This is a genomic window from Pseudonocardia sp. TMWB2A (assembly GCF_017312135.1).
In genome coordinates this window covers 5,511,761-5,531,167 of the sequence record NZ_QKQY01000002.1, presented here as the reverse complement: position 1 = coordinate 5,531,167, position 19,407 = coordinate 5,511,761, and the positions used below count along the sequence as shown (strand labels likewise).

The window sequence follows — 19,407 nt, the reverse complement described above, 5'->3', positions numbered from 1 at the left end:
CCCGCATTCTAGGCGCCGCCACCGACAGTCCCCGACGACGGCGCCCGGCTCAGGTCGACCACGCAGAACACGTTGCCGTCGGGGTCGGCGAGGACGACGAAGTCGGGCTCGGCGGGGTAGCCGTCCCAGGCCGGCCGGGTCGCGCCCAGCGATCTCAGCCGCGCCACCTCGGCGTCCTGCTCGCCGGTGGTGTCGACCAGGAGGTCCAGGTGGAGCCGGGGCCGCGGCTCGGGCGGCGACGCGCTGTGCATCAGGCCGAGCACCCGGTCGCCGCCGGGGCCGGTCAGGGTGCGCCAGGACGGGCTCGACCACTCGTCGGAGACGCGCAGGTGCAGCGCGGCGGTCCAGAACGCGGCGGCACGGTCGAGGTCGGCGACGCCGACGACCGGGAACCCGAGCCGCAGCACGGCTCAGGCCCCCGCTTCCAGCAGGGCCCGCATGTCGGGCAGGTCGAAGTGCTCGACGGTCGCCCACGCCGACGGGCTGCCGTGGTGCGGGTCGGCGCCCGCGGCGAGCAGTGCGGTCACCGACGGCGCCGACCGGGCGAACAGCGCGGCGGCGAGCGCGGTCTGGCCGCGGTCGTTGGTGTGGTCCGGCTCCGCGCCGCGGGCCAGCAGGTCGGCGACGACGGCGTCGTGGCCGTAGTAGGCGGCGAGGATCAGCAGGGTGTCGCCCTTGGGATCGGTCAGGCCGACCGGGACGCCGGCATCGAGGTAGGCGCCCAGGTGCTCCGCCGCGCCCTCGCGGGCGAGGTCGAACATCCGGTGCGCGAGTTCCACGGCCGCCTGGTCCACCCCCACCACGGTAGGGGCACCGCGGCCGCCGCGCCGGGCCGCCGGACCCGGCCCGCCACCCGTCCGGGAGCCCTCGGCGACGGGTGGCTGTCGGGGGTCGCCGCTAACCTGCGCGTCGTGAGTTCCCAGTCCGACGCCCCGCAGGCCCGCGAGCGCCACGCGCAGCTGGCGGCCGAGGTGGCCGACCACCAGTTCCGGTACTACGTGCTGGACGCGCCGGTCGTCTCCGACGGCCAGTTCGACGAGCTGTGGCACGAGCTGCTCGCGCTGGAGGAGGCACACCCCGAGCTGGTCACGCCGGACTCGCCGAGCCAGCGCGTCGGCGGCACGTTCTCCACCGACTTCACCGCGTACGACCACCTCGAGCGGATGCTGTCGCTGGACAACGCCTTCTCGCCCGACGACCTGCGCACCTGGCAGGAGCGGGTGACGAAGGAGGTGGGCGAGGACCTCCACTACCTGTGCGAGCTCAAGATCGACGGGCTCGCGGTGAACCTGCTCTACACCGACGGGCGGCTCACCCGGGCCCTGACCCGCGGCGACGGGCGCACCGGCGAGGACATCACGCTCAACATGCGCACCCTCGCCGAGGTGCCCGAGCAGCTCACCGGCACCGAGGAGTTCCCGGTGCCGGGGCTCGTCGAGGTCCGGGGCGAGGTCTACTTCCGGCTGGAGGACTTCGAGCGGCTCAACGCCTCGCTGGTCGAGGCCGGCAAGGAGCCGTTCGCGAACCCCCGCAACACCGCGGCCGGCTCGCTGCGCCAGAAGGACCCGCGGGTCACCGGCTCGCGCAACCTGCGGCTGATCTGCCACGGCCTGGGCAAGCGGGAGGGGTTCACCCCCGACACCCAGTCCCACGCCTACGACGCGCTGGTCGCCTGGGGCCTGCCGATCTCGCCGCGCACGACCGTGCTGCAGGGCATCGGACGAGTGATCGAGTACGTCGAGCACTGGGGCGAGCACCGGCACGACGTCGAGCACGAGATCGACGGCGTGGTCGTGAAGGTCGACGAGGTGGCGCTGCAGCGCAGGCTCGGCGCGACCTCCCGGTTCCCGCGCTGGGCGATCGCCTACAAGTACCCGCCGGAGCAGGCCACCACGCGGCTGCTCGACATCCGGGTCAACGTCGGGCGCACCGGCCGGGTCACCCCGTTCGCGGTGATGGAGCCGGTGAAGGTCGCCGGGTCCACTGTCGAGATGGCGACCCTGCACAACGCTGACGAGGTGCGCCGCAAGGGCGTGCTGATCGGCGACCGGGTGGTCATCCGCAAGGCGGGCGACGTGATCCCCGAGGTGCTGGGCCCGGTGGCCGACGTGCGCGACGGCTCCGAGCGCGAGTTCGTGATGCCGACGCACTGTCCCGAGTGTGGCACCGCGCTGGTGCAGCAGAAGGCGGGCGACGTCGACCGGCGCTGCCCGAACGCCCGCTCCTGCCCGGCGCAGCTGCGGGAGCGGCTGTTCCACGTCGCGGGCCGCGGCGCGTTCGACATCGAGGGGCTCGGCTACGAGGCCGCCGTGGCGCTGCTGACCTCGGGCGTGCTGACCGACGAGGGTGACGTGTTCGCCCTGACCGAGGACGACCTGCTGCGGACCGAGCTGTTCCGCAACCAGAAGGGCGAGCTGACGGTCAACGGCCGCAAGCTGCTCACGAACCTGGAGGCGGCGAAGGACCGGCCGCTGTGGCGGGTGCTGGTGGGTCTGTCGATCCGCCACGTCGGGCCGACCGCCGCGCAGGCGCTGGGCCGCGAGTTCGGCTCGATGGAGGCCCTGGAACGCGCCGCGGCGCAGGCGAAGGCGGACACCGAGGCGGCCGGGGTCGCCATCGTCTCCGACGGGACCGCGGGGGAGGACGACGCCGCGGCCGAGGCCGCGGCGTCGACGGCCGAGGGCGCCGCCGCCGAGGCGGCCGGCGACGTCGAGACCGCGGAGGCGGAGGCGGCGGCCACCGCCGGGGCGGCGGACTCCCCGCAAGCCGCGGACTCCCCACAAGCCGTGGACGACGCCGCGGGCGCGGACGACGCCGCGGGCGCGGACGGCGCGGAGAACGCCGACGAGAACGCCGACGAGGCGGACGCCGCGGCCGTCGAGGCCGCGAAGCAGGAGCGGGCGGCCGCGCGCGCCCGGGCGAAGGCCGTGGCCGAGGCGCTCGCCCCGATCGCCGGGGTCGACGGCGTCGGCCCGACCATCGCGGCGGCGGTGCGGGACTGGTTCTCCGTCGACTGGCACCGCGAGGTCGTGCAGAAGTGGCGGGCGGCGGGCGTCGCGATGGAGGACGAGGTCGACGACTCGGTGCCCCGCTTCCTGGAGGGCCTCTCGATCGTGATCACCGGCTCGATGGAGAACTGGTCCCGCGACGAGGCCAAGGAGGCGATCATGGCCCGCGGCGGGCGCGCGGCCGGGTCGGTGTCGAAGAAGACGGCGTTCGTCGTCGCGGGGGAGGCACCCGGCTCGAAGTACGACAAGGCCGTCGAGCTCGGGGTGCCTGTGCTGGACGAGGCCGGGTTCTCGGTCCTGCTCGACCGCGGTCCCGACGCGGCGCGCGAGCAGGCCGCCGACGCCTGACCGCCGGTCCGGGCACCCGGCCGGTCCGTCCCGTCCGGCGACTCGGCGTGCGCCACGCCGACGGTGAGCGACCGCTCACCGGGCGTGTTCGACGTCCGGCGCGGCCCGGCGGCCGGACGTCGACGTCCCCCGGGCGCGCCCGCGCCCGGCCGCGGGCCGCGGTCGATCACCGCCTACTCTCGGTTGCACGGCGGGGTCCTCCCGGCGGGAGGACGACCACTCGGATCGGGGAACACACGGTGTTGCAGGCGGCGCTCAACGGCTCACGACCGGCGGACGCGCACCCGGCGCTGCCGACCCTGGCCCGCCATCTCGCCCGCGACGCCCGGGCCGTCGCCCGGCTCGGCGTCACCTCGGTGCACGTGCACCCGCGCGACGACAGCGGTGCCGAGTCGATCGAGCCCGCCGTGGTCGGCGACGTCGTGTCGCTGATCCGCCAGGAGGCCCCGGGCATCGAGATCGGCGTCCCGACCGGGCGCTGGATCCAGCCCGACCCGAAGGACCGCGTCGAGACCGTCCTGTCCTGGGGCCGGCTCGGCTCCGGCAAGCCCGACGTGTGCGGCGTCAACGTGCACGAGCTCGGCTGGACCGAGGTCTGCCACGCCGCGTGGTCGGTCGGCATCGCCGTCGAGCTCGGCGTCTGGACCAGCGGCGACGCCGTCACCCTCCGCCAGAACGGGCTGCCCCCGGGTACTCGGCGGGTGATCGCGGAGTCGACGGTGATCGACCCGGAGACCGCCGTCGCCGAGGGCATCCGGATCCTGCGCGCGCTCGGTCAGCCCCCCGTCCCCGTGCTGCTGCACGGCGAGGAGGAGGGCGCCTGGCCGGTGCTGGAGTACGCGACCCGGGTCAACATCGACACCCGGATCGGCTTCGAGGACGTCCTGGTGCGCCCCGACGGCTGGCTCGCGACCGGCAACGACGACCTCGTCCGCACCGCCCTGTCGATCCGGGTCTGACCGGGCCGCCCGCCGCGGTCACGGCGGGCGGCAGCGGCGGTCAGGCCTTCAGCACCGTCGCGACGATCCCCGCGAGGTGCGCCAGCCGCGCGAGCTCCGACGGCCGGAACACCGGCCCGCCCGGCCGCCCGACCACCAGCGTCTTCGGCGGCACCCCGGTCCCGAACGGCGCGGCGGCCAGCTCGGTGTCCATCGCCCGCCAGGGCTCGGGGACCCAGTGGCTCTCGTCGAGGGCGATCGCCCGGTCCAGCGGCAGCCAGGGCAGGTCCCCGGACCGGGTCTCGGGCGCCGCGGAGCTCTCCGCGATCCGGTAGGAGCGGCCGTGCTCGCTGACCGCGACCAGCGCCCAGCCGGCGCGGAACAGCCGCGGCACCTCGGCGGCGAGCAGGTCGAGCCCGTGGGCGTGGTCGCCGGCGATCTCGTCGAGCAGCTCCAGCTCGCGGTGGGTGTCCAGCTGCCCGGTGTGCGGGCGCACCGACTCCACCGACACCCCGGGCACCGACTCGGCGGCGGTGATGAGCACGTCCGGCGGCCGGTTGGTCGGCAGCTCGACGGCGATGTCGTCGACCGCCTGGCCGTCGCCGCGCTCCACGACGTCCACGCTGAGGATGTCCGCCCCGGCCCCGCCGAGGGCGGAGGCGACGGCGCCGAGATTGCCGGGCTTGTCCGGGAGGACGACCCGGAGCAGGAACGACACGGAGTGGATCCTCTCCCTCGACAGCGGGCGCCTCGTCGGCACGCGTGTGCACCGCACCGGAGCGGCGGGGAGCGGTTCCGGGCGGGAACGATGATCCTGCCACCCGCGGGCCCGTCGGTCACCCGCCACCCGCAGCGGGCTGCGCGCGCCCGGTCACCGGGGGGCGATCGGCCGGTGGACCGGCGGGAATAGACTCGGGCAGGTAGACCGGCGCGCGCGGGAGCGACCGGGTCGTGTCGGCAGCCGGACCGGCGGTCGCACCGTCGTCGCCGCTGCCACGGCACCGTCGCGACCGTCCACCCGCCGTCGTCATCATCGGACACCATCGAAGAGGAGGGGCATGACCGCCGATTCCGCGGAGCGGACGGGCGGGGTCATCACCCGGGACGAGGTCGCACACCTCGCCCGGCTGGCCCGCCTGGCCGTCACCGACTCCGAGCTGGACACCTTCGCGTCGCAGCTCGACGTGATCATCGGGTCGGTGGCCCGGGTCGGGGAGGTCGCCGCCGACGACATCCCGCCGACCTCGCACGCCGTCCCGCTGGAGAACGTCTTCCGCCCGGACGAGCGCCGCCCCGGCCTCGACCAGGCGCAGGCGCTCGCCGGCGCCCCGGCCGCCGAGGACGGGCGCTTCCGCGTCCCGCGGATCCTGGGGGAGGAGCAGTGAGCGACCTGATCCGGCTGACCGCCGCCGAGCTCGCCGAGAAGATCCACTCCCGTGAGGTCTCCGCCGTGGAGGCCGCGCAGGCCCACCTCGACCGGATCGCCGCCGTCGACGGCGAGGTGCACGCGTTCCTGCACGTCGGCGCCGAGTCCGCGCTGGCGAGCGCCGCGCTGGTCGACGAGCGGATCGCCGCGGGCGAGGCACCGGAGTCCCCGCTGGCCGGGGTGCCGCTGGCGCTCAAGGACGTGTTCACCACCTCGGACATGCCCACCACCTGCGGCTCGCGGATCCTCGAGGGCTGGCAGCCGCCCTACGACGCGACGGTCACCGCGCGCCTGCGCGCCGCCGGGATCACGATCCTGGGCAAGACCAACATGGACGAGTTCGCGATGGGCTCGTCCACCGAGCACTCCGCGTACGGCGTCACCCGCAACCCGTGGGACACCACCCGGGTGCCGGGCGGCTCCGGCGGCGGTTCGGCGGCGGCGCTGGCCGCGTTCGAGGCGCCGCTGGCGATCGGCACCGACACCGGTGGCTCGATCCGCCAGCCCGCCGCGTTCACCGGCACCGTCGGCGTCAAGCCCACCTACGGCCAGGTCTCCCGCTACGGGCTGGTCGCCTGCGCGTCGTCGCTGGACCAGGGCGGGCCGTGCGCGCGCACCGTGCTGGACGCGGCGCTGCTGCACGAGGTCATCGGCGGTCACGACCCGCGCGACTCGACCTCGATCGACCGGCCGGTCCCGGCCGTGGTCGAGGCCGCGCGCCAGGGTGCGACCGGTGACCTGTCGGGGCTGAAGGTCGGCGTCGTGCGCGAGCTGGGGGGCGAGGGCTACCAGCCCGGCGTCCGGTCGGCGTTCGACGCGTCGCTGCGCAGCCTGGAGAAGCTGGGCGCGGAGATCGTCGAGGTCTCCTGCCCGCACTTCGAGTACGGCATGGCCGCGTACTACCTGATCCTGCCGAGCGAGGTGTCGTCGAACCTCGCCCGGTTCGACGCCATGCGCTACGGCCTGCGCGCGGCCGAGGGCCGCTCCGCGGAGGAGGTCATGGCCAACACCCGCGAGCAGGGCTTCGGGCCCGAGGTCAAGCGGCGGATCATGCTCGGCACCTACGCGCTGTCCAGCGGCTACTACGACGCCTACTACGGCCAGGCGCAGAAGGTCCGCACGCTGATCAGCCGGGACTTCGACGCGGCCTTCGCCCAGGCCGACGTGCTCGTGTCGCCGACCGCGCCGACCGTGCCGTTCCCGATCGGGGACAAGGTCGACGACCCGCTGGCCATGTACCTGAACGACCTGGCCACCATCCCGACCAACCTGGCCGGGGTGGCCGGCATGTCGGTGCCCAACGGGATCTCCGAGGGGCTCCCGACCGGTCTGCAGATCATGGCCCCCGCGCTCGGCGAGGCCGTCATGTACCGCGTCGGGGCGGCGTTCGAGGCCGCCCGCGACGCCGACGAGGGCGGTCCGCTGATCGCCCGTGTCCCGGAGGTTGCAGGGGTGAGGGCATGACCACGTCCGTGGAGCTCGTCGACTTCGACGACGTCGTCGCCCGGTACGACCCGGTGCTGGGCATCGAGGTGCACGTCGAGCTGTCGACGAACACCAAGATGTTCTGCGGCTGCCCGACGGAGTTCGGCGCCGAGCCGAACACCCAGGTCTGCCCGGTCTGCCTGGGCCTGCCCGGCGCGCTCCCCGTGGTCAACCGGGCCGCGGTGGAGTCGGCGATCCGGATCGGCCTGGCGCTGAACTGCTCGATCGCGCCGTGGGGCCGGTTCGCCCGGAAGAACTACTTCTACCCGGACATGCCGAAGAACTTCCAGACCTCCCAGTACGACGAGCCGATCGCCGTCGACGGGTTCCTGGACCTGACCCTGGACGACGGCGAGGTCGTCCGGATCGGCATCGAGCGCGCGCACATGGAGGAGGACACCGGCAAGTCGCTGCACGTGGGCGGCTCCGACGGTCGCATCCACGGCGCGGACCACTCGCTGCTCGACTACAACCGGGCGGGCGTCCCGCTGATCGAGATCGTCACGAAGATGATCCCGGACACCGGGGCCCGCGCCCCGGAGGTGGCCCGTGCCTACGTCACCGCGCTGCGCGACCTGATCCAGTCCCTGGGCGTCTCCGACGTCCGGATGGACCAGGGCTCGATGCGTGCCGACGTGAACCTGTCGCTGTCGCCGAAGGGCGGCGCGCTGGGCACCCGCACCGAGACGAAGAACGTCAACTCGCTGCGGTCGGTCGAGCGTGCGGTCCGGCACGAGATGGGCCGGCAGGCGGGCGTCCTCGACGCCGGCGGCGAGATCGTCCAGGAGACCCGGCACTTCGACGAGTCCACCGGCCACACCCGCGCCGGGCGGCGCAAGGAGACCTCGGAGGACTACCGGTACTTCCCGGAGCCCGACCTGGTCCCGATCGCGCCGTCGGCCGAGTGGGTCGAGGAGCTGCGCGGCACCCTGCCCGAGCTGCCGTGGGAGCGCCGCAAGCGCATCCAGACCGAGTGGGGCATCTCCGACGAGGAGATCCGCGACCTGGTCAACGGCGGCGCGCTGGAGCTGGTCGAGGCCACCGTCGCGGCGGGTGCGCCGTCGCAGGAGGCCCGCTCGTGGTGGGTGTCCTACCTCGCCCAGCAGGCCAACACCCGCTCCGTCGAGCTCGTCGACCTCGCGATCACGCCGGAGCAGGTCGCCCGGGTGGTCGAGCTGGTCGCCACCGGGGAGCTGACCAACAAGCTCGCCCGCCAGGTCGTCGACGGCGTGCTCGACGGCGAGGGCGGCCCGGACGAGGTCGTCGCGGCCCGCGGGCTGAAGGTCGTCTCCGACGAGGGCGCGCTGATCGCCGCCGTCGACGCGGCGCTGGCCGAGCAGCCCGACGTCGCGGAGAAGATCCGTGGCGGCAAGGTCCAGGCGGCCGGGGCGATCGTCGGTGCGGTCATGAAGGCGACGAAGGGCCAGGCCGACGCCAAGCGGGTCCGCGAGCTGATCGTCGAGCGGGTCGGGGCCTGACCTGACCGGGGCCCGGGCCCGCCGGGGCGCGAACCTGCCCCGGATCGGCGACTTCAACCAGGCGGTCGTGCTGGACGCGCTGCGGCGCGCCCGGCACGACCTGTCCCGGGCGGAGCTGTCCACGGCCACCGGGCTGTCCGCACAGTCGATCACCAACATCGTCCGCAGGCTGGTCGAACGCGGCCTGGTCGACGAGCGGGAACCGGTCGGGTCGCAGGGGCGCGGCCGGCCGGCCGCGTCGCTGCGGCTGGACCCGGCGGGCAGCTACGCCGTCGGGGTGCACGTCGACCCGACGGTGACCGCGGTCGTCCTGGTCGACCTCACCGCGGCGGTCGTGGCCGCCCGTCGCACCGTCGCCGCGTCGGCGACGACGCCGGACGAGCTGGTCACCGCGGTCGCGGCCGCGGTGACCGAGGTGACCGCGGGGGTGCCGCCCGACCGGGTGCTCGGCGTGGGCATCGCGACGCCCGGCCCGGTGGACACCGGCGCCGGCGTCGTGGTCGGTGCGCCGCTGCTGCCCGGCTGGGACCGGGTCGCGCTGCGGTCCCTGGTCCGGGACGCGACCGGGCTGCCGGTGGTGATGCACAAGGACACCGCCGCAGCCGCGGTCGGGGAGCTGTGGCACGACCCCGACCCGGCCGACTTCGTGTTCCTCTACCTGGGCACCGGGCTCGGCGCCGGGTTCGTGGTGGGCGGGGAGCTGCTGCCGGGCAGCACCGACAACGCCGGCGAGATCGGGCACCTCATGGTGGCGCCGGACGGGCCGCCCTGCCCGTGCGGCCAGCCCGGCTGCGTCGGCCCGTCGGGCATGCCCCGCACCCTGGTGGCCGAGGCCGCCGCGGCCGGGGTGCTCGACCCGCTGCCGCACGACGCCACCGACCGCCGGGTGGACGCCGCGTTCAGCACGCTCTGCGCGCGGGCCGCCGACGACCCGGTCGCGCACGGCATCCTCGCCCGCAGCGCCGGGCGGATCGCCCGCGCCGCGGTCACCCTGTGCAACGCGCTTGACGTCGGCGCCGTCGTCCTCGGCGGGCCGGCGTGGTCGCGGACCGCGCCGGTGTTCCTGCCGATCGTGCGCGACGTCGTCACCGCCACCACCGAGGCCCGGCGGGTGCACGAGGTCGACGTGCGCGGCAGCGCCCTCGGCGACGACGCCGCCGTCGTCGGCGCCGCCTGTCTCGTGCTCGAACACGCCTTCTCCGCGCGCCCGGCGACGCTGCTCATCCGTTGACCACCGGCCGCGGGTGTCGCATCGGTCCCGGCGGGGCTCGCGGGGTGTTGCATCGATTGTGCCGATCCTCCCTGCCCGGGAGACTCCGGGCACGGGATCCGTGGTCACGGTCGGAGCCCGGGACGGGAGGGGTCATGTCGGTGTCGGACCGGGCGTCGTGAGCCGCCGGCCGGACGTCACGCTCACCCAGCTGCGCTACTTCGTCGAGGCCGCGTCGACGTTGAGCATGACGCGAGCCGCGGAGGAGCTCCGCGTCGCGCAGTCGGCGGTCTCGGCGTCGATCGCCCAGCTGGAGAAGCAGGTCGGGACCCCGCTGTTCCTGCGCAGGCACGCCCGCGGGCTCGTGCTGACCGCGGCCGGCGAGGCGTTCCTGCGCGACGTGCGCGGGCTGCTCGACCACCTCGGCGAGGTGCTGGACGCGGCACGCGGCCGCGGGGACGAGGTCCGGGGCCGGATCACGCTGGCCTGCATGGTCACCCTCGTCCCGTTCCTGCTGCCGTCGCTGCTCGCCGAGCTGAGCGAGCACTGCCCGGGGCTGGCGGTCGAGGTGCTGGAGCTCGAGGCGGCCGCGGTGAGCGCCGCGCTGCGCAGCGGCACCGTCGAGGTCGCCGTCACCTACGACCTGGGGCTCGGGCCGGGGGTGACCCGCGAGGTGGTCGCGCACGCCCCGCCGTACGTGATCCTCCCGCCGGGGCACCGGCTGGCCGGCGCGGCGCAGGTGCGCCTGATCGACCTGGCCGACGAGCCGATGGTGCTGCTGGACCTGCCGCACAGCCGGGAGTACTTCCGCGACGTGCTGGCCACGGCCGGGGTGACCCCGCCGGTCGCGTACCGCTCGCACAGCGTGGAGGCCGTCCGCGGGATGGTCGCGCGCGGGCTCGGCTTCTCGGTGCTCAACCAGCGGCCCACGCACGGCGACACCTACACCGGGGGCACGGTCGAGAGCCGGCCGATCGCCGACGACGTCCCGGCGCTGTCGGTCGTCGTCGCCTGGATGGAGTCGGCGCGCCGGACGGCCCGCGCCCGCGCCGTCACCGACGCCGCCCGTGAGGTCGCCCACCGGCACCGGGTGGCGGCCGGTGACCCGTCGGTGGACGACGGCGACGACTGAGCCCTCCACCGGCCGTGGTCACGGGGCCGTGACAGGGGTGATACACGGACGCAACTGCATCGATCGAACCGATGCAGCGGACCGCATTTCACTGTTTGATCGACTTTCCCTCCGTTGCCTAGCGTCGTCCCCCACGCGGCCGTGGATGTTCCCGCCGCTGCTCACGGCCCGTTCCCCCGGGTTCCGGCCGTGGTCCACGACGAGACCCGCTGGGGGATCCGTGTCCGAACCCACCGCCCGCTCCGCGGCCGAGGCCGCGCTCGACGCCGCGGGCCGGCCCGACCCGGCCACCATGCGCCGCAGCGTCGTCGCCGGCGCCGTCGGCGTCTTCGTCCACTGGTTCGACTGGGCCGTCTACGCCTACCTGGCCACGACCCTGGCCGTGGTGTTCTTCCCCGCGGAGAACCACGTCGCCGGCGTCCTGTCGGTGTTCGCGGTGTTCGCGGTCTCGTTCGGGATCCGGCCGATCGGCGCGCTGGTGTTCGGGCCGCTCGGCGACCGCATCGGGCGGCGCCGCACGCTGTCGATCGTCATCGTGATCATGTCGGTGGCGACGCTGGCGATCGGCCTGCTCCCCGGCTACGCGACGATCGGCATCGCCGCCCCGATCCTGCTGGTCGCGATCCGGCTGGTGCAGGGCTTCGCCGCCGGTGGCGAGTTCGGCAGCGCGGCGAGCTTCCTCGCCGAGTCCGCGCCGCGGCGCCGCCGCGGGTTCGGGACGAGCTGGCTCGAGGTCGGCGCGCTGCTCGGCTTCCTCGGCGGCTCGTTCACCTTCTACCTGCTCTCGGTGTCGCTGACCGCGGAGGAGATCACCGCCTGGGGCTGGCGGATCCCGTTCCTGATCGCCGCGCCGATGGGCGTCATCGGGTACGTCATCCGGGCGAAGATCGAGGACACCCCGGAGTACCGGGCGCTGGAGGCGACCGACTCGGTCTCTCGCCGCCCCGCGCGGGAGCTGTTCCGCAGCAACTGGCGCCAGCTGCTGCAGGTCGCCGGGCTGATGACGATGATGCACGTCCTGTTCTACTCGGTGCTGACCTACCTGGTGACCTACCAGACCGACCACCTGGGCCACTCGGCCGAGAGCGCGGCGCTGCTGTCGACCTGCGCGTCGCTGCTCGGACTGGTCCTGGTGCCGGTGTTCGGCAGGCTGTCGGACCGGACCGGCCGCAAGCCGGTGCTGGTGACGGCCGCGGTCGTCCTGCTGGTGACGGCGACGCCGGCCTACCTGCTGATGCAGACCGGCATGGTCGGCACCGTGGTCGCCGCGCTCGGCCTGGCGGTGATCCTCTCGGCGATCCTCGGGACCTACGCGGTGTGGTCGGTCGAGACCCTCCCGACCCGCACCCGCCAGGGCGGTCTGTCCATCGCCTACAACGTCAGCGCCGCGCTGTTCGCCGGCACGGTCCCGTTCCTCATGACCGTGCTCATCGCGACCACCGGGAGCCTGCTCGTCCCCGGCCCGTACCTGATGGCCGCCGCGGCGATCGGTCTCGTCGCCGCCCTGAGCATGCGCGAGACGGCCGGGACGAGCCTGCTGCACGACCAGGACCTCGCGGGCCTGCCCGCACCGACGCCGGCCGCGCAGCCGGCACCCGTCGCGGACCGGGTCGGCTCGTGAGCGGGCACAGCGGACGGAACCGTGGAACGGAGTACGGGATGGCCGACGTCGTGACCGAGGTACTGGTCGTCGGTGCGGGGCAGGCCGGGGTGGCCGCCAGCGAGCACCTGGGCGCCCGCGGGATCGACCACCTGGTGCTCGAACGCGACCGGATCGCCGAGAGCTGGCGCACCCGTCGCTGGGACTCGCTGGTGGCGAACGGCCCGGCGTGGCACGACCGGTTCCCCGGGCTGGAGTTCGACGGGGTGGCACCGGACGGGTTCGCGTCGAAGGACCAGGTGGCCGACTACTTCTCCGCCTACGCAGAGAAGATCGACGCCCCGGTCCGCTGCGGGGTCGAGGTGCTCGGTGTGCACCGGCACGAGGGGCGGCCCGGCTTCCGGGTGGAGACCTCCGCGGGCACCGTCGACGCGCAGCGGGTCGTGGCCGCGACCGGTCCGTTCCAGACGCCGGTCGTCCCGCCCGTCGTGCCCGCCGACGCCGGAGTGACCCAGATCCACTCCAGCGACTACCGGCGTCCCGGTCAGCTACCCGACGGCGGCGTGCTGGTCGTGGGGGCGGGGTCGTCGGGCGTGCAGATCGCCGACGAGCTCCGGCGCTCCGGGCGCGCGGTGCACCTGTCGGTGGGCCCGCACGAGCGGCCCCCGCGCCGCTACCGCGGGCAGGACTTCTGCTGGTGGCTCGGCGTGCTGGACAAGTGGGACGCGGCGGCGCCGCCACAGGGGGCCGCGCACGTCACGATCGCGGTCAGCGGGGCCCGGGGCGGGCACACCGTCGACTTCCGTGAGCTGGCGGCCACCGGCATCACCCTGGTCGGGATGACCCGGTCCTTCGCCGACGGCCGGCTGCGGTTCGCCCCGGACCTGGCCGACACCGTCGCCGCGGGGGACGCCCACTACCTGGCGATGCTCGACGAGGCCGACGCCTACGTCGTGCGCAACGGGCTCGACCTGCCCGAGGAGCCCGCCGCCCGCGTCCTCGGGCCCGCCCCGGACTGCGTGACCGACCCGGTCACCGAGCTGGACCTCGCGCGGGCCGGGATCGCCTCGATCGTCTGGGCCACCGGCTACAGCTCCGACTACGGCTGGCTGCCCGCCGGCGCCCTCGACGACGACGGCCGCCCGCGGCACTCCCGCGGGATCTCCACCGAGCCCGGCATCTACTTCCTCGGCCTGCCCTGGCAGTCGCGGCGTGGGTCCAGCTTCATCTGGGGCGTGTGGCACGACGCCGCCCACGTCGCCGACCACATCGCGATCCAGCGCGGCTACCTCGCCCACCTCCCCGAGCCCACCGTCACCACGAGCGGAGCCCCCCGATGACCGCACAGCCGGCACAGCCGACCCACACCCGCATCCGGCCGTTCAACACCCGCGACACCTACCCGGAGCAGAACCTCGACAACGACCTGTGCCAGGCCGTCGTCGCCGGGAACACCGTCTACGTCCGCGGCCAGATCGGGCAGGACCTCGACACCAGCGAGTCCGTCGGCATCGGCGACGTCGCGGCGCAGGCCGAGCAGGCGATGGCGAACATCGACCAGCTCCTGCGCGAGGCGGGCAGCCGGATGGAGCACCTGGTCAAGCTGACGATCTACCTGGTCGACCCCCGCTACCGGGAGGCCGTCTACCGGACCGTCGGACGCTGGACGACGGGCGTCCACCCCATCTCGACCGGCGTCGTGGTGTCCGCGCTCGCCCGCCCGGAGTGGCTGTGCGAGATCGACGCCATCGCCGTGATCCCGGAGGACGGGCGGTGACCTTCTCGATCGCGGCCCGCCAGGACGGCCGGTTCGGCATGGCCGTCAGCTCCTCCAGCCCGGCGGTAGCCGCGCGCTGCCTGCACCTGCGCCCGGGGGTCGGCGTCGCCGCGTCGCAGAACGTCACCGACCCGCGGCTCGGCGGGCGCCTGCTGGACCGGCTGGCCGCCCACGACGACGCCGTCCGGGCGGTGCGTGAGGTCGGCGCCGACGCCGTCGACCCGGAGTACCGCCAGCTCACCGCGCTGGGCCGGACCGGCCCGCCCGCCTGGTTCAGCGGGGAGCGGACGCTGGGCACGCACGGCGCCGCCGCCGGTGCGGACGCGGTGGCCGCGGGCAACATGCTGGCCGACGCCGGGCTGCCCGCGGTCCTGGTCGACGCCTTCGAGTCCGCGACCGGCGAGCTCGAGGAACGGCTGCTCGCCGCCCTGCGTGCCGGCCTCGCCGCCGGTGGGGAGGAGGGCCCGGTGCACTCGGCCGGGCTGGCCGTCGTCGCCGACGTCGAGTGGCGGGTGACCGACCTGCGGGTCGACTGGGCCGAGGACCCGGTCGACCGGCTGGCCGAGGCGATGGAGGTCTGGCTGCCGCAGCGCGACGACTACGTCCGCCGCGGGCTGGCCCCGGCGACCGCGCCGTCCTACGGCGTCCCGGGCGACCGGTGACCGGGGCGAAGGCGGCCGCCCGGGCCGCCGTCGATCGGGCGGCGGACGGGCTGGTCGCGCTGTCGGCCGAGCTGCACGCCCACCCCGAGACGGCCTGGGAGGAGCACCGGGCCGCGACCGTGGTGCCGGAGCTGCTGGACCGCCGCGGGTTCGCGGTGACGCCGTCGTACCTGGGGCTGGAGACCGCGTTCCACGCCCGGTACGGGTCCGGACCGCTGCGGATCGCGTTGTGCGCCGAGTACGACGCCCTGCCCGGGCTCGGGCACGCCTGCGGGCACAACCTGATCGCCGCGTCGTCGGTCGGGGCCGCGCTGGGCCTGGCCGAGGTCGCCGACGAGCTGGGGCTGACCGTCGAGGTCTACGGCACCCCGGCCGAGGAGGGCGGCGGCGGCAAGATCGAGATGCTGGACCGCGGCGCGTTCCGCGACGTCGACCTGGCGATGATGGTGCACCCCGGCCCGGTCGACGTCGCCGAGGCGCGTCCGTTCGCCGTCAGCCACTCCCGGGTCTCCTACCGGGGCCGGGCCGCGCACGCGGCGGCCTACCCCGAGGAGGGGGTCAACGCCGCGGACGCGTTCACCGTCGCCCAGGTCGCGATCGGGCTGCTGCGACAGCAGCTCCCGCACAGCGCGCGGGTGCACGGCATCGTCACCGCCGCGGGGACGGCGCCCAACGCGATCCCCGAGGACTCGTCGGGACGCTGGTACGTGCGCGCGGAGACCCTCGCCGAGCTGGCCGAGATCGAGCCGAGGGTGCGACGCTGCTTCGAGGCCGGTGCCTTGGCCACCGGGTGCACGCTGGAGATCGAGCCGGAGAGCAGGCCCTACGCCGAGTTCCGCGCCGATCCCACCGCCCTGGCGCACTACCGCGTCAACGCCGTCGAGCTGGGGCGGGAGTTCGCCCCCGACGGCCCGGCGGGCCGGATGAACCGGGCGTCGACCGACATGGGCAACGTGTCCCAGGTCGTGCCGGCCATCCACCCCTACATCGGGATCGGGTCGCTGCCCGCCACGAACCATCAGCGCGAGTTCGCGGCGCACTGCGTGGGTCCCGACGCGGAACGGGCGCTGCTCGACGGCGCGGTCGCGCTGGCCTGGACCGGCGTCGACCGTGCCGGGCGGCGCGACACCGCCTAGCCCTTCAGCCCGCCCGCCGCCGCGAACCCGGACCCGAGCCGGCGTCCCAACACGAGGTAGAGCACCACCACCGGGGCCGAGTAGAGGATCGAGAAGGCGGCGAGCTGGCCGTAGGCGACCTGGCCGTACTGCGAGGAGAAGGTGAACAGGCTGACCGCGGCGGGCAGCTTGTCCGGCGAGAGCAGCAGCATGAACGGGACGAAGAAGTTCCCCCACGTCTGGACCAGCGTGAAGATCGCGACGACGGCGACGCCCGGGCGCATCATCGGCAGCACGACCTCCCACAGCGTGCGCAGCATGGTGGCGCCGTCGACCCAGGCGGCCTCCTCGATCTCGACCGGAACGCCGTCCATGAAGCCCTTGGTCAGGAAGATCGCGTACGGCAGCGCCGACGTGGCCAGGAACAGCACCGCCGCCGGCATCGAGTCGATGAGGTTGACCTGCACGAACAGCGCGTAGACCGGGATCATGATCGCGGTGATCGGCAGCCCGGTGGCGAAGACGATCGTCAGCAGGAACGGTCGGCTCGCCCGGCTGCGGTAGCGCGAGAGCGGGTAGGCGGCGAGCACCGCGCAGACCACGGTGACCAGCGTGGCGCCGCCGCAGAGCACGACCGAGTTCCACATCGGGCGGAACGTCGTCTCGGTGTCGAGCACGGCGGCGTAGTTGTCCAGGGTCGGTTCCGCGGGCCACGCCACGGCGAGCGAGGCCTCCGCGTCGAACGAAGCGAGGACCACCCAGGCCAGCGGGATGCAGAAGAACACCGCGACCGCCACCAGGACGAGGTCGGCGGGGCGGGGTCCGCGCCGGCGCCGTGCGGCGTCCGGCGCGGGGGACGGGACGGCCGGGTCGACCGGCGGTGGACGGTGCGCGGTGGCGGTCATGCGTCCTCCTTGGCGAGCAGGCGCAGGTAGGCGATCGAGGCGATCCCGCCGAGCAGCAGCAGGAGCAGGGCCACCGCGGTGCCGTAACCGAGCTGCCCGTAGGAGAAGGCCTGCTCGTACATGTGCAGCGGCAGCGTCTGGCTGGAGGTGCCGGGGCCGCCGCCGGTCATGACGTAGATGAGGCCGAACACCGACAGCGTCTGCAGCGTGATCAGCATCAGGTTCGTCGCCACGGCGCGGCGGATCAGCGGCAGGGTCAGGGAGAAGAAGCGCTGCACCGGGCGGGCGCCGTCGATCATCGCCGCCTCCTCGACCTCGCGCGGGATCTCGGCGAGTGCGGCGGTGTAGACGAGCATGGTGAACGCCGTCCCGCGCCAGATGTTGGCGAAGGACACCGCGACGATCGGCAACGCGACGAGCAGCTCCTGCTCGGGCAGCCCGACCAGCCCGAGCAGGGCGTTCAGCGAGCCGTCCCCGGCGAGGAAGGTGTACCAGAGGTAGCCGACGACGACCTCGGGCAGGATCCACGCCCCGACCACGATCGCCCCGGTCACCGCGCTCACCGGCTTCGACGCGTTGCGCATCAGCAGGGCCAGCGCCAGCCCCAGCAGGTTCTGCCCGATGATCGCCGACACCACGGTGAAGACCAGGGTGAGACCGGCGGAGTTCCAGAACTCCGCCGAGGTGAGCGCGTCGGTGAAGTTGCCGAGCCCGACGAACGACGTGGTGTCCGCACCGTCCCCGCGCAGCGCCCGGTTGGTGAAGGCCAGGTAGACGCTGTAGAGCACCGGCCCGGCGAGGAACAGCACCAGCAGGACGACGGCCGGCACGATCGGCCCGCCCCGCAGCAGGGTGCGGCGCAGCGGCGCGGGGCCGCGGTCGGTGGCCTGCCGCCCGGCGAGGGCGGTCATGCGCGCACCTCCGGCGCGGTCTGCTCGACGCCGACGATGTCGACCAGCGCGGCGTCGTAGGCGTCGGCCGCGGCGTCGGGGCCCAGCCGCCCGGTCATGACGTCCTCGGTCGCCGCCTGGATCGCCGAGGAGATCTGCGGGTACGGCGCCGTCGCGGGGCGGTAGTCGGCGTAGGGGACGAGGTCGGTGAAGAAGGGGGAGGCGGGGGAGTAGCCGTCGTACCCGGGGTGCTCCATGACGTCGCTGCGGTTGGCCAGCTTGGCCTCGGCGACGGTCCACCGCAGGGCGTTCTCGGTGGACATCAGCGTCTCCAGCAGCCCCCAGGCCAGGTCCGGATCGGGGGCCAGGCGCGGCAGCGACCACGCCCAGCCACCGGACAGGGTCACGAACCCCCGGCCCTGCCCGCGCCGGGTGGGCATCCGGGCCAGGTCCATCGTCCGCGACCACTCCGGCCAGGCCCCGGACGCGCCCGGGTCCCAGTTCTGGGCGATCCAGTTGCCGTCGACGACCATGCCGACCCTCCCCTCCGGCATCCACGACGTGTAGACGGTCTCGGTGAGGTTCGGGTCGAGTGCGGCCTGCAGCGGCGGGCCGAGGCCCTCACCGAAGACGGTGTGCAGGAACCCCAGCGACTCCCGCATCCCGGCGGCGCCGGTCGTCCAGCGCCGGGTGGCCTCGTCGTACAGGACCGAGTCGGTGCCGTTGAACAGCATCTGCAGGCCCTGCATGCTGGCCTTCTCGCCCTGCGCCTTGCCGGAGTAGAGGACGAGGGGGACGACGTCGGGGACCCGGTCGCGGATCGCCCGCGCCGCCGTGAGCAGGTCGTCCCAGGTCCGGGGCCGGAAGGGCGCGGCGATCCCGGCGGCCGCCAGGACGCCGCGGTGGTACCAGATCCCACGGGTGTCGGTCGGTCCCGGGATGCCGTAGACCTTCCCGTCCTCGCCGGTGACGGCGTCCTTCGCGACGTCGACGTAGGTGTCCCACAGGGGCCAGCGCGAGACGTAGTCGTCCAGCGGTCGCAGGTAGCCGGCGGCGATGTCGGCCTTGAGGATGAAGGTGTCCTCGTAGGCGATGTCCGGTGTGGTCCGGGCCGAGGCCATCATCAGCTCGTTCTTGGTGAAGAAGTCGTTCTCCGCCGCGACCAGCGGGACCACCTCCACCGAGGTACCGGGGCGGGCCGCCATGAACTCCGCTGCGGCGCCCTCGATGTAGTCCCCGACGGCCCGGGCCGAGCCCCACTGCTGGTAGGTCACCCGCAGGTGTCCCGGAGCCCGGGCGTCGGCGCCGCACGCGCCGAGCGCCGGGGCGGCGAGCAGGGCGCCGCCCGCCGCGAGGAGCGCGCGCCGGGAGAACCCGCGGGCAGGGGGAGGGGTCATCGGGCGGACCGTCCTTTCGCGTCGTTGCGAGGGCGG

At 74.4% G+C, this 19,407-nt stretch carries 18 protein-coding genes; 12 read left to right on the top strand and 6 right to left on the bottom strand.

The genetic code is table 11. From position 1 onward, the window contains the following. Positions 1–8: 8 nt before the first annotated feature. Together DMP17_RS40485 and DMP17_RS40480 are read right to left on the bottom strand one after the other, a co-directional pair. A complete protein-coding gene (locus DMP17_RS40485; RefSeq protein ID WP_226350184.1) occupies positions 9–407 on the bottom strand; it encodes a VOC family protein in 399 nt (132 codons plus the stop codon). A 3-nt stretch (positions 408–410) separates the two neighbouring features. Next, positions 411–794: an ankyrin repeat domain-containing protein gene (locus tag DMP17_RS40480; RefSeq protein WP_226350185.1), complete on the bottom strand. Its 384-nt coding sequence runs from the start codon at positions 792–794 to the stop codon at positions 411–413. Between the two features lie 108 nt (positions 795–902). Between DMP17_RS40480 and ligA the strand changes: the two genes are divergently transcribed. Both ligA and DMP17_RS40470 read left to right on the top strand, forming a co-directional pair. Continuing rightward, positions 903–3,356, top strand: coding sequence for an NAD-dependent DNA ligase LigA (gene ligA, locus DMP17_RS40475; protein WP_443217994.1), 2,454 nt, complete (start codon positions 903–905; stop codon positions 3,354–3,356). 239 nt (positions 3,357–3,595) lie between these two features. Next, entirely contained in the window at positions 3,596–4,315 is a 720-nt protein-coding gene (locus tag DMP17_RS40470) for a 3-keto-5-aminohexanoate cleavage protein (protein ID WP_062397181.1), read from the top strand. Between the two features lie 40 nt (positions 4,316–4,355). Here DMP17_RS40470 and DMP17_RS40465 read toward each other — a convergent pair whose 3' ends face one another. After that, a complete protein-coding gene (locus tag DMP17_RS40465) occupies positions 4,356–5,012 on the bottom strand; it encodes an amino acid-binding protein (protein WP_073578441.1) in 657 nt (218 codons plus the stop codon). 340 nt (positions 5,013–5,352) lie between these two features. On the opposite strand from DMP17_RS40465, the gene gatC reads away from it, so the two are divergent. The 10 genes from gatC (at position 5,353) to DMP17_RS40415 (ending at position 16,200) form a co-directional block, all read left to right on the top strand. Then, on the top strand, positions 5,353–5,679 hold the full coding sequence (gene gatC / locus DMP17_RS40460; protein WP_226350187.1) for an Asp-tRNA(Asn)/Glu-tRNA(Gln) amidotransferase subunit GatC: 327 nt from the start codon (positions 5,353–5,355) through the stop codon (positions 5,677–5,679). Beyond that, entirely contained in the window at positions 5,676–7,184 is a 1,509-nt protein-coding gene (gatA, locus tag DMP17_RS40455; RefSeq protein ID WP_226350188.1) for an Asp-tRNA(Asn)/Glu-tRNA(Gln) amidotransferase subunit GatA, read from the top strand. The genes gatC and gatA overlap by 4 nt, the downstream gene beginning before the upstream one ends. After that, on the top strand, positions 7,181–8,683 hold the full coding sequence (gene gatB, locus DMP17_RS40450; RefSeq protein ID WP_062397175.1) for an Asp-tRNA(Asn)/Glu-tRNA(Gln) amidotransferase subunit GatB: 1,503 nt from the start codon (positions 7,181–7,183) through the stop codon (positions 8,681–8,683). Before gatA ends, gatB begins: the two co-directional genes overlap by 4 nt. Before the next feature lie 67 nt (positions 8,684–8,750). Then, positions 8,751–9,914 carry an ROK family transcriptional regulator gene (locus DMP17_RS40445; protein ID WP_337832321.1) on the top strand — a complete coding sequence of 388 codons (1,164 nt, stop codon included), beginning with the start codon at positions 8,751–8,753 and terminating at the stop codon, positions 9,912–9,914. Between the two features lie 157 nt (positions 9,915–10,071). Beyond that, complete coding sequence (locus tag DMP17_RS40440; RefSeq protein ID WP_226350191.1) at positions 10,072–11,025, top strand: LysR family transcriptional regulator; 954 nt, start codon at positions 10,072–10,074, stop codon at positions 11,023–11,025. A gap of 220 nt (positions 11,026–11,245) precedes the next feature. Next, positions 11,246–12,646: an MFS transporter gene (locus DMP17_RS40435; RefSeq protein WP_226350192.1), complete on the top strand. Its 1,401-nt coding sequence runs from the start codon at positions 11,246–11,248 to the stop codon at positions 12,644–12,646. Positions 12,647–12,684: 38 nt separating this feature from the next. Next, on the top strand, positions 12,685–13,965 hold the full coding sequence (locus tag DMP17_RS40430) for a flavin-containing monooxygenase (protein WP_337832320.1): 1,281 nt from the start codon (positions 12,685–12,687) through the stop codon (positions 13,963–13,965). Then, positions 13,962–14,402, top strand: coding sequence for a RidA family protein (locus DMP17_RS40425; RefSeq protein ID WP_226350194.1), 441 nt, complete (start codon positions 13,962–13,964; stop codon positions 14,400–14,402). The genes DMP17_RS40430 and DMP17_RS40425 overlap by 4 nt, the downstream gene beginning before the upstream one ends. Next, the gene (locus tag DMP17_RS40420; protein WP_337832319.1) at positions 14,399–15,064 is read left to right on the top strand and encodes a DUF1028 domain-containing protein; all 666 of its coding nucleotides are present in this window, start codon (positions 14,399–14,401) and stop codon (positions 15,062–15,064) included. Before DMP17_RS40425 ends, DMP17_RS40420 begins: the two co-directional genes overlap by 4 nt. Next, positions 15,061–16,200, top strand: coding sequence for a M20 family metallopeptidase (locus DMP17_RS40415; protein ID WP_337832318.1), 1,140 nt, complete (start codon positions 15,061–15,063; stop codon positions 16,198–16,200). The genes DMP17_RS40420 and DMP17_RS40415 overlap by 4 nt, the downstream gene beginning before the upstream one ends. On the opposite strand, the gene DMP17_RS40410 is transcribed toward DMP17_RS40415, so the two are convergent. From DMP17_RS40410 to DMP17_RS40400, 3 genes are read right to left on the bottom strand one after another with little or no spacing between them, the layout of a single operon-like run. Continuing rightward, on the bottom strand, positions 16,197–17,084 hold the full coding sequence (locus tag DMP17_RS40410; RefSeq protein WP_226350197.1) for a carbohydrate ABC transporter permease: 888 nt from the start codon (positions 17,082–17,084) through the stop codon (positions 16,197–16,199). The genes DMP17_RS40415 and DMP17_RS40410 overlap by 4 nt on opposite strands. Beyond that, entirely contained in the window at positions 17,081–17,995 is a 915-nt protein-coding gene (locus DMP17_RS40405; protein ID WP_337832317.1) for a carbohydrate ABC transporter permease, read from the bottom strand. The genes DMP17_RS40410 and DMP17_RS40405 overlap by 4 nt, the downstream gene beginning before the upstream one ends. Beyond that, the gene (locus DMP17_RS40400) at positions 17,992–19,371 is read right to left on the bottom strand and encodes an extracellular solute-binding protein (RefSeq protein ID WP_337832316.1); all 1,380 of its coding nucleotides are present in this window, start codon (positions 19,369–19,371) and stop codon (positions 17,992–17,994) included. The genes DMP17_RS40405 and DMP17_RS40400 overlap by 4 nt, the downstream gene beginning before the upstream one ends. Positions 19,372–19,407: the final 36 nt, after the last annotated feature.

Coding starts and splice junctions, on each gene's coding strand:
- DMP17_RS40425 (WP_226350194.1), top strand. CDS start 13,962: ATGACCGCACAGCCGGCACAGCCGACCCACACCCGCATCCGGCCGTTC.
- DMP17_RS40430 (WP_337832320.1), top strand. CDS start 12,685: ATGGCCGACGTCGTGACCGAGGTACTGGTCGTCGGTGCGGGGCAGGCC.
- DMP17_RS40400 (WP_337832316.1), bottom strand. CDS start 19,371: ATGACCCCTCCCCCTGCCCGCGGGTTCTCCCGGCGCGCGCTCCTCGCG.
- DMP17_RS40405 (WP_337832317.1), bottom strand. CDS start 17,995: ATGACCGCCCTCGCCGGGCGGCAGGCCACCGACCGCGGCCCCGCGCCG.
- DMP17_RS40410 (WP_226350197.1), bottom strand. CDS start 17,084: ATGACCGCCACCGCGCACCGTCCACCGCCGGTCGACCCGGCCGTCCCG.
- gatC (WP_226350187.1), top strand. CDS start 5,353: ATGACCGCCGATTCCGCGGAGCGGACGGGCGGGGTCATCACCCGGGAC.
- gatB (WP_062397175.1), top strand. CDS start 7,181: ATGACCACGTCCGTGGAGCTCGTCGACTTCGACGACGTCGTCGCCCGG.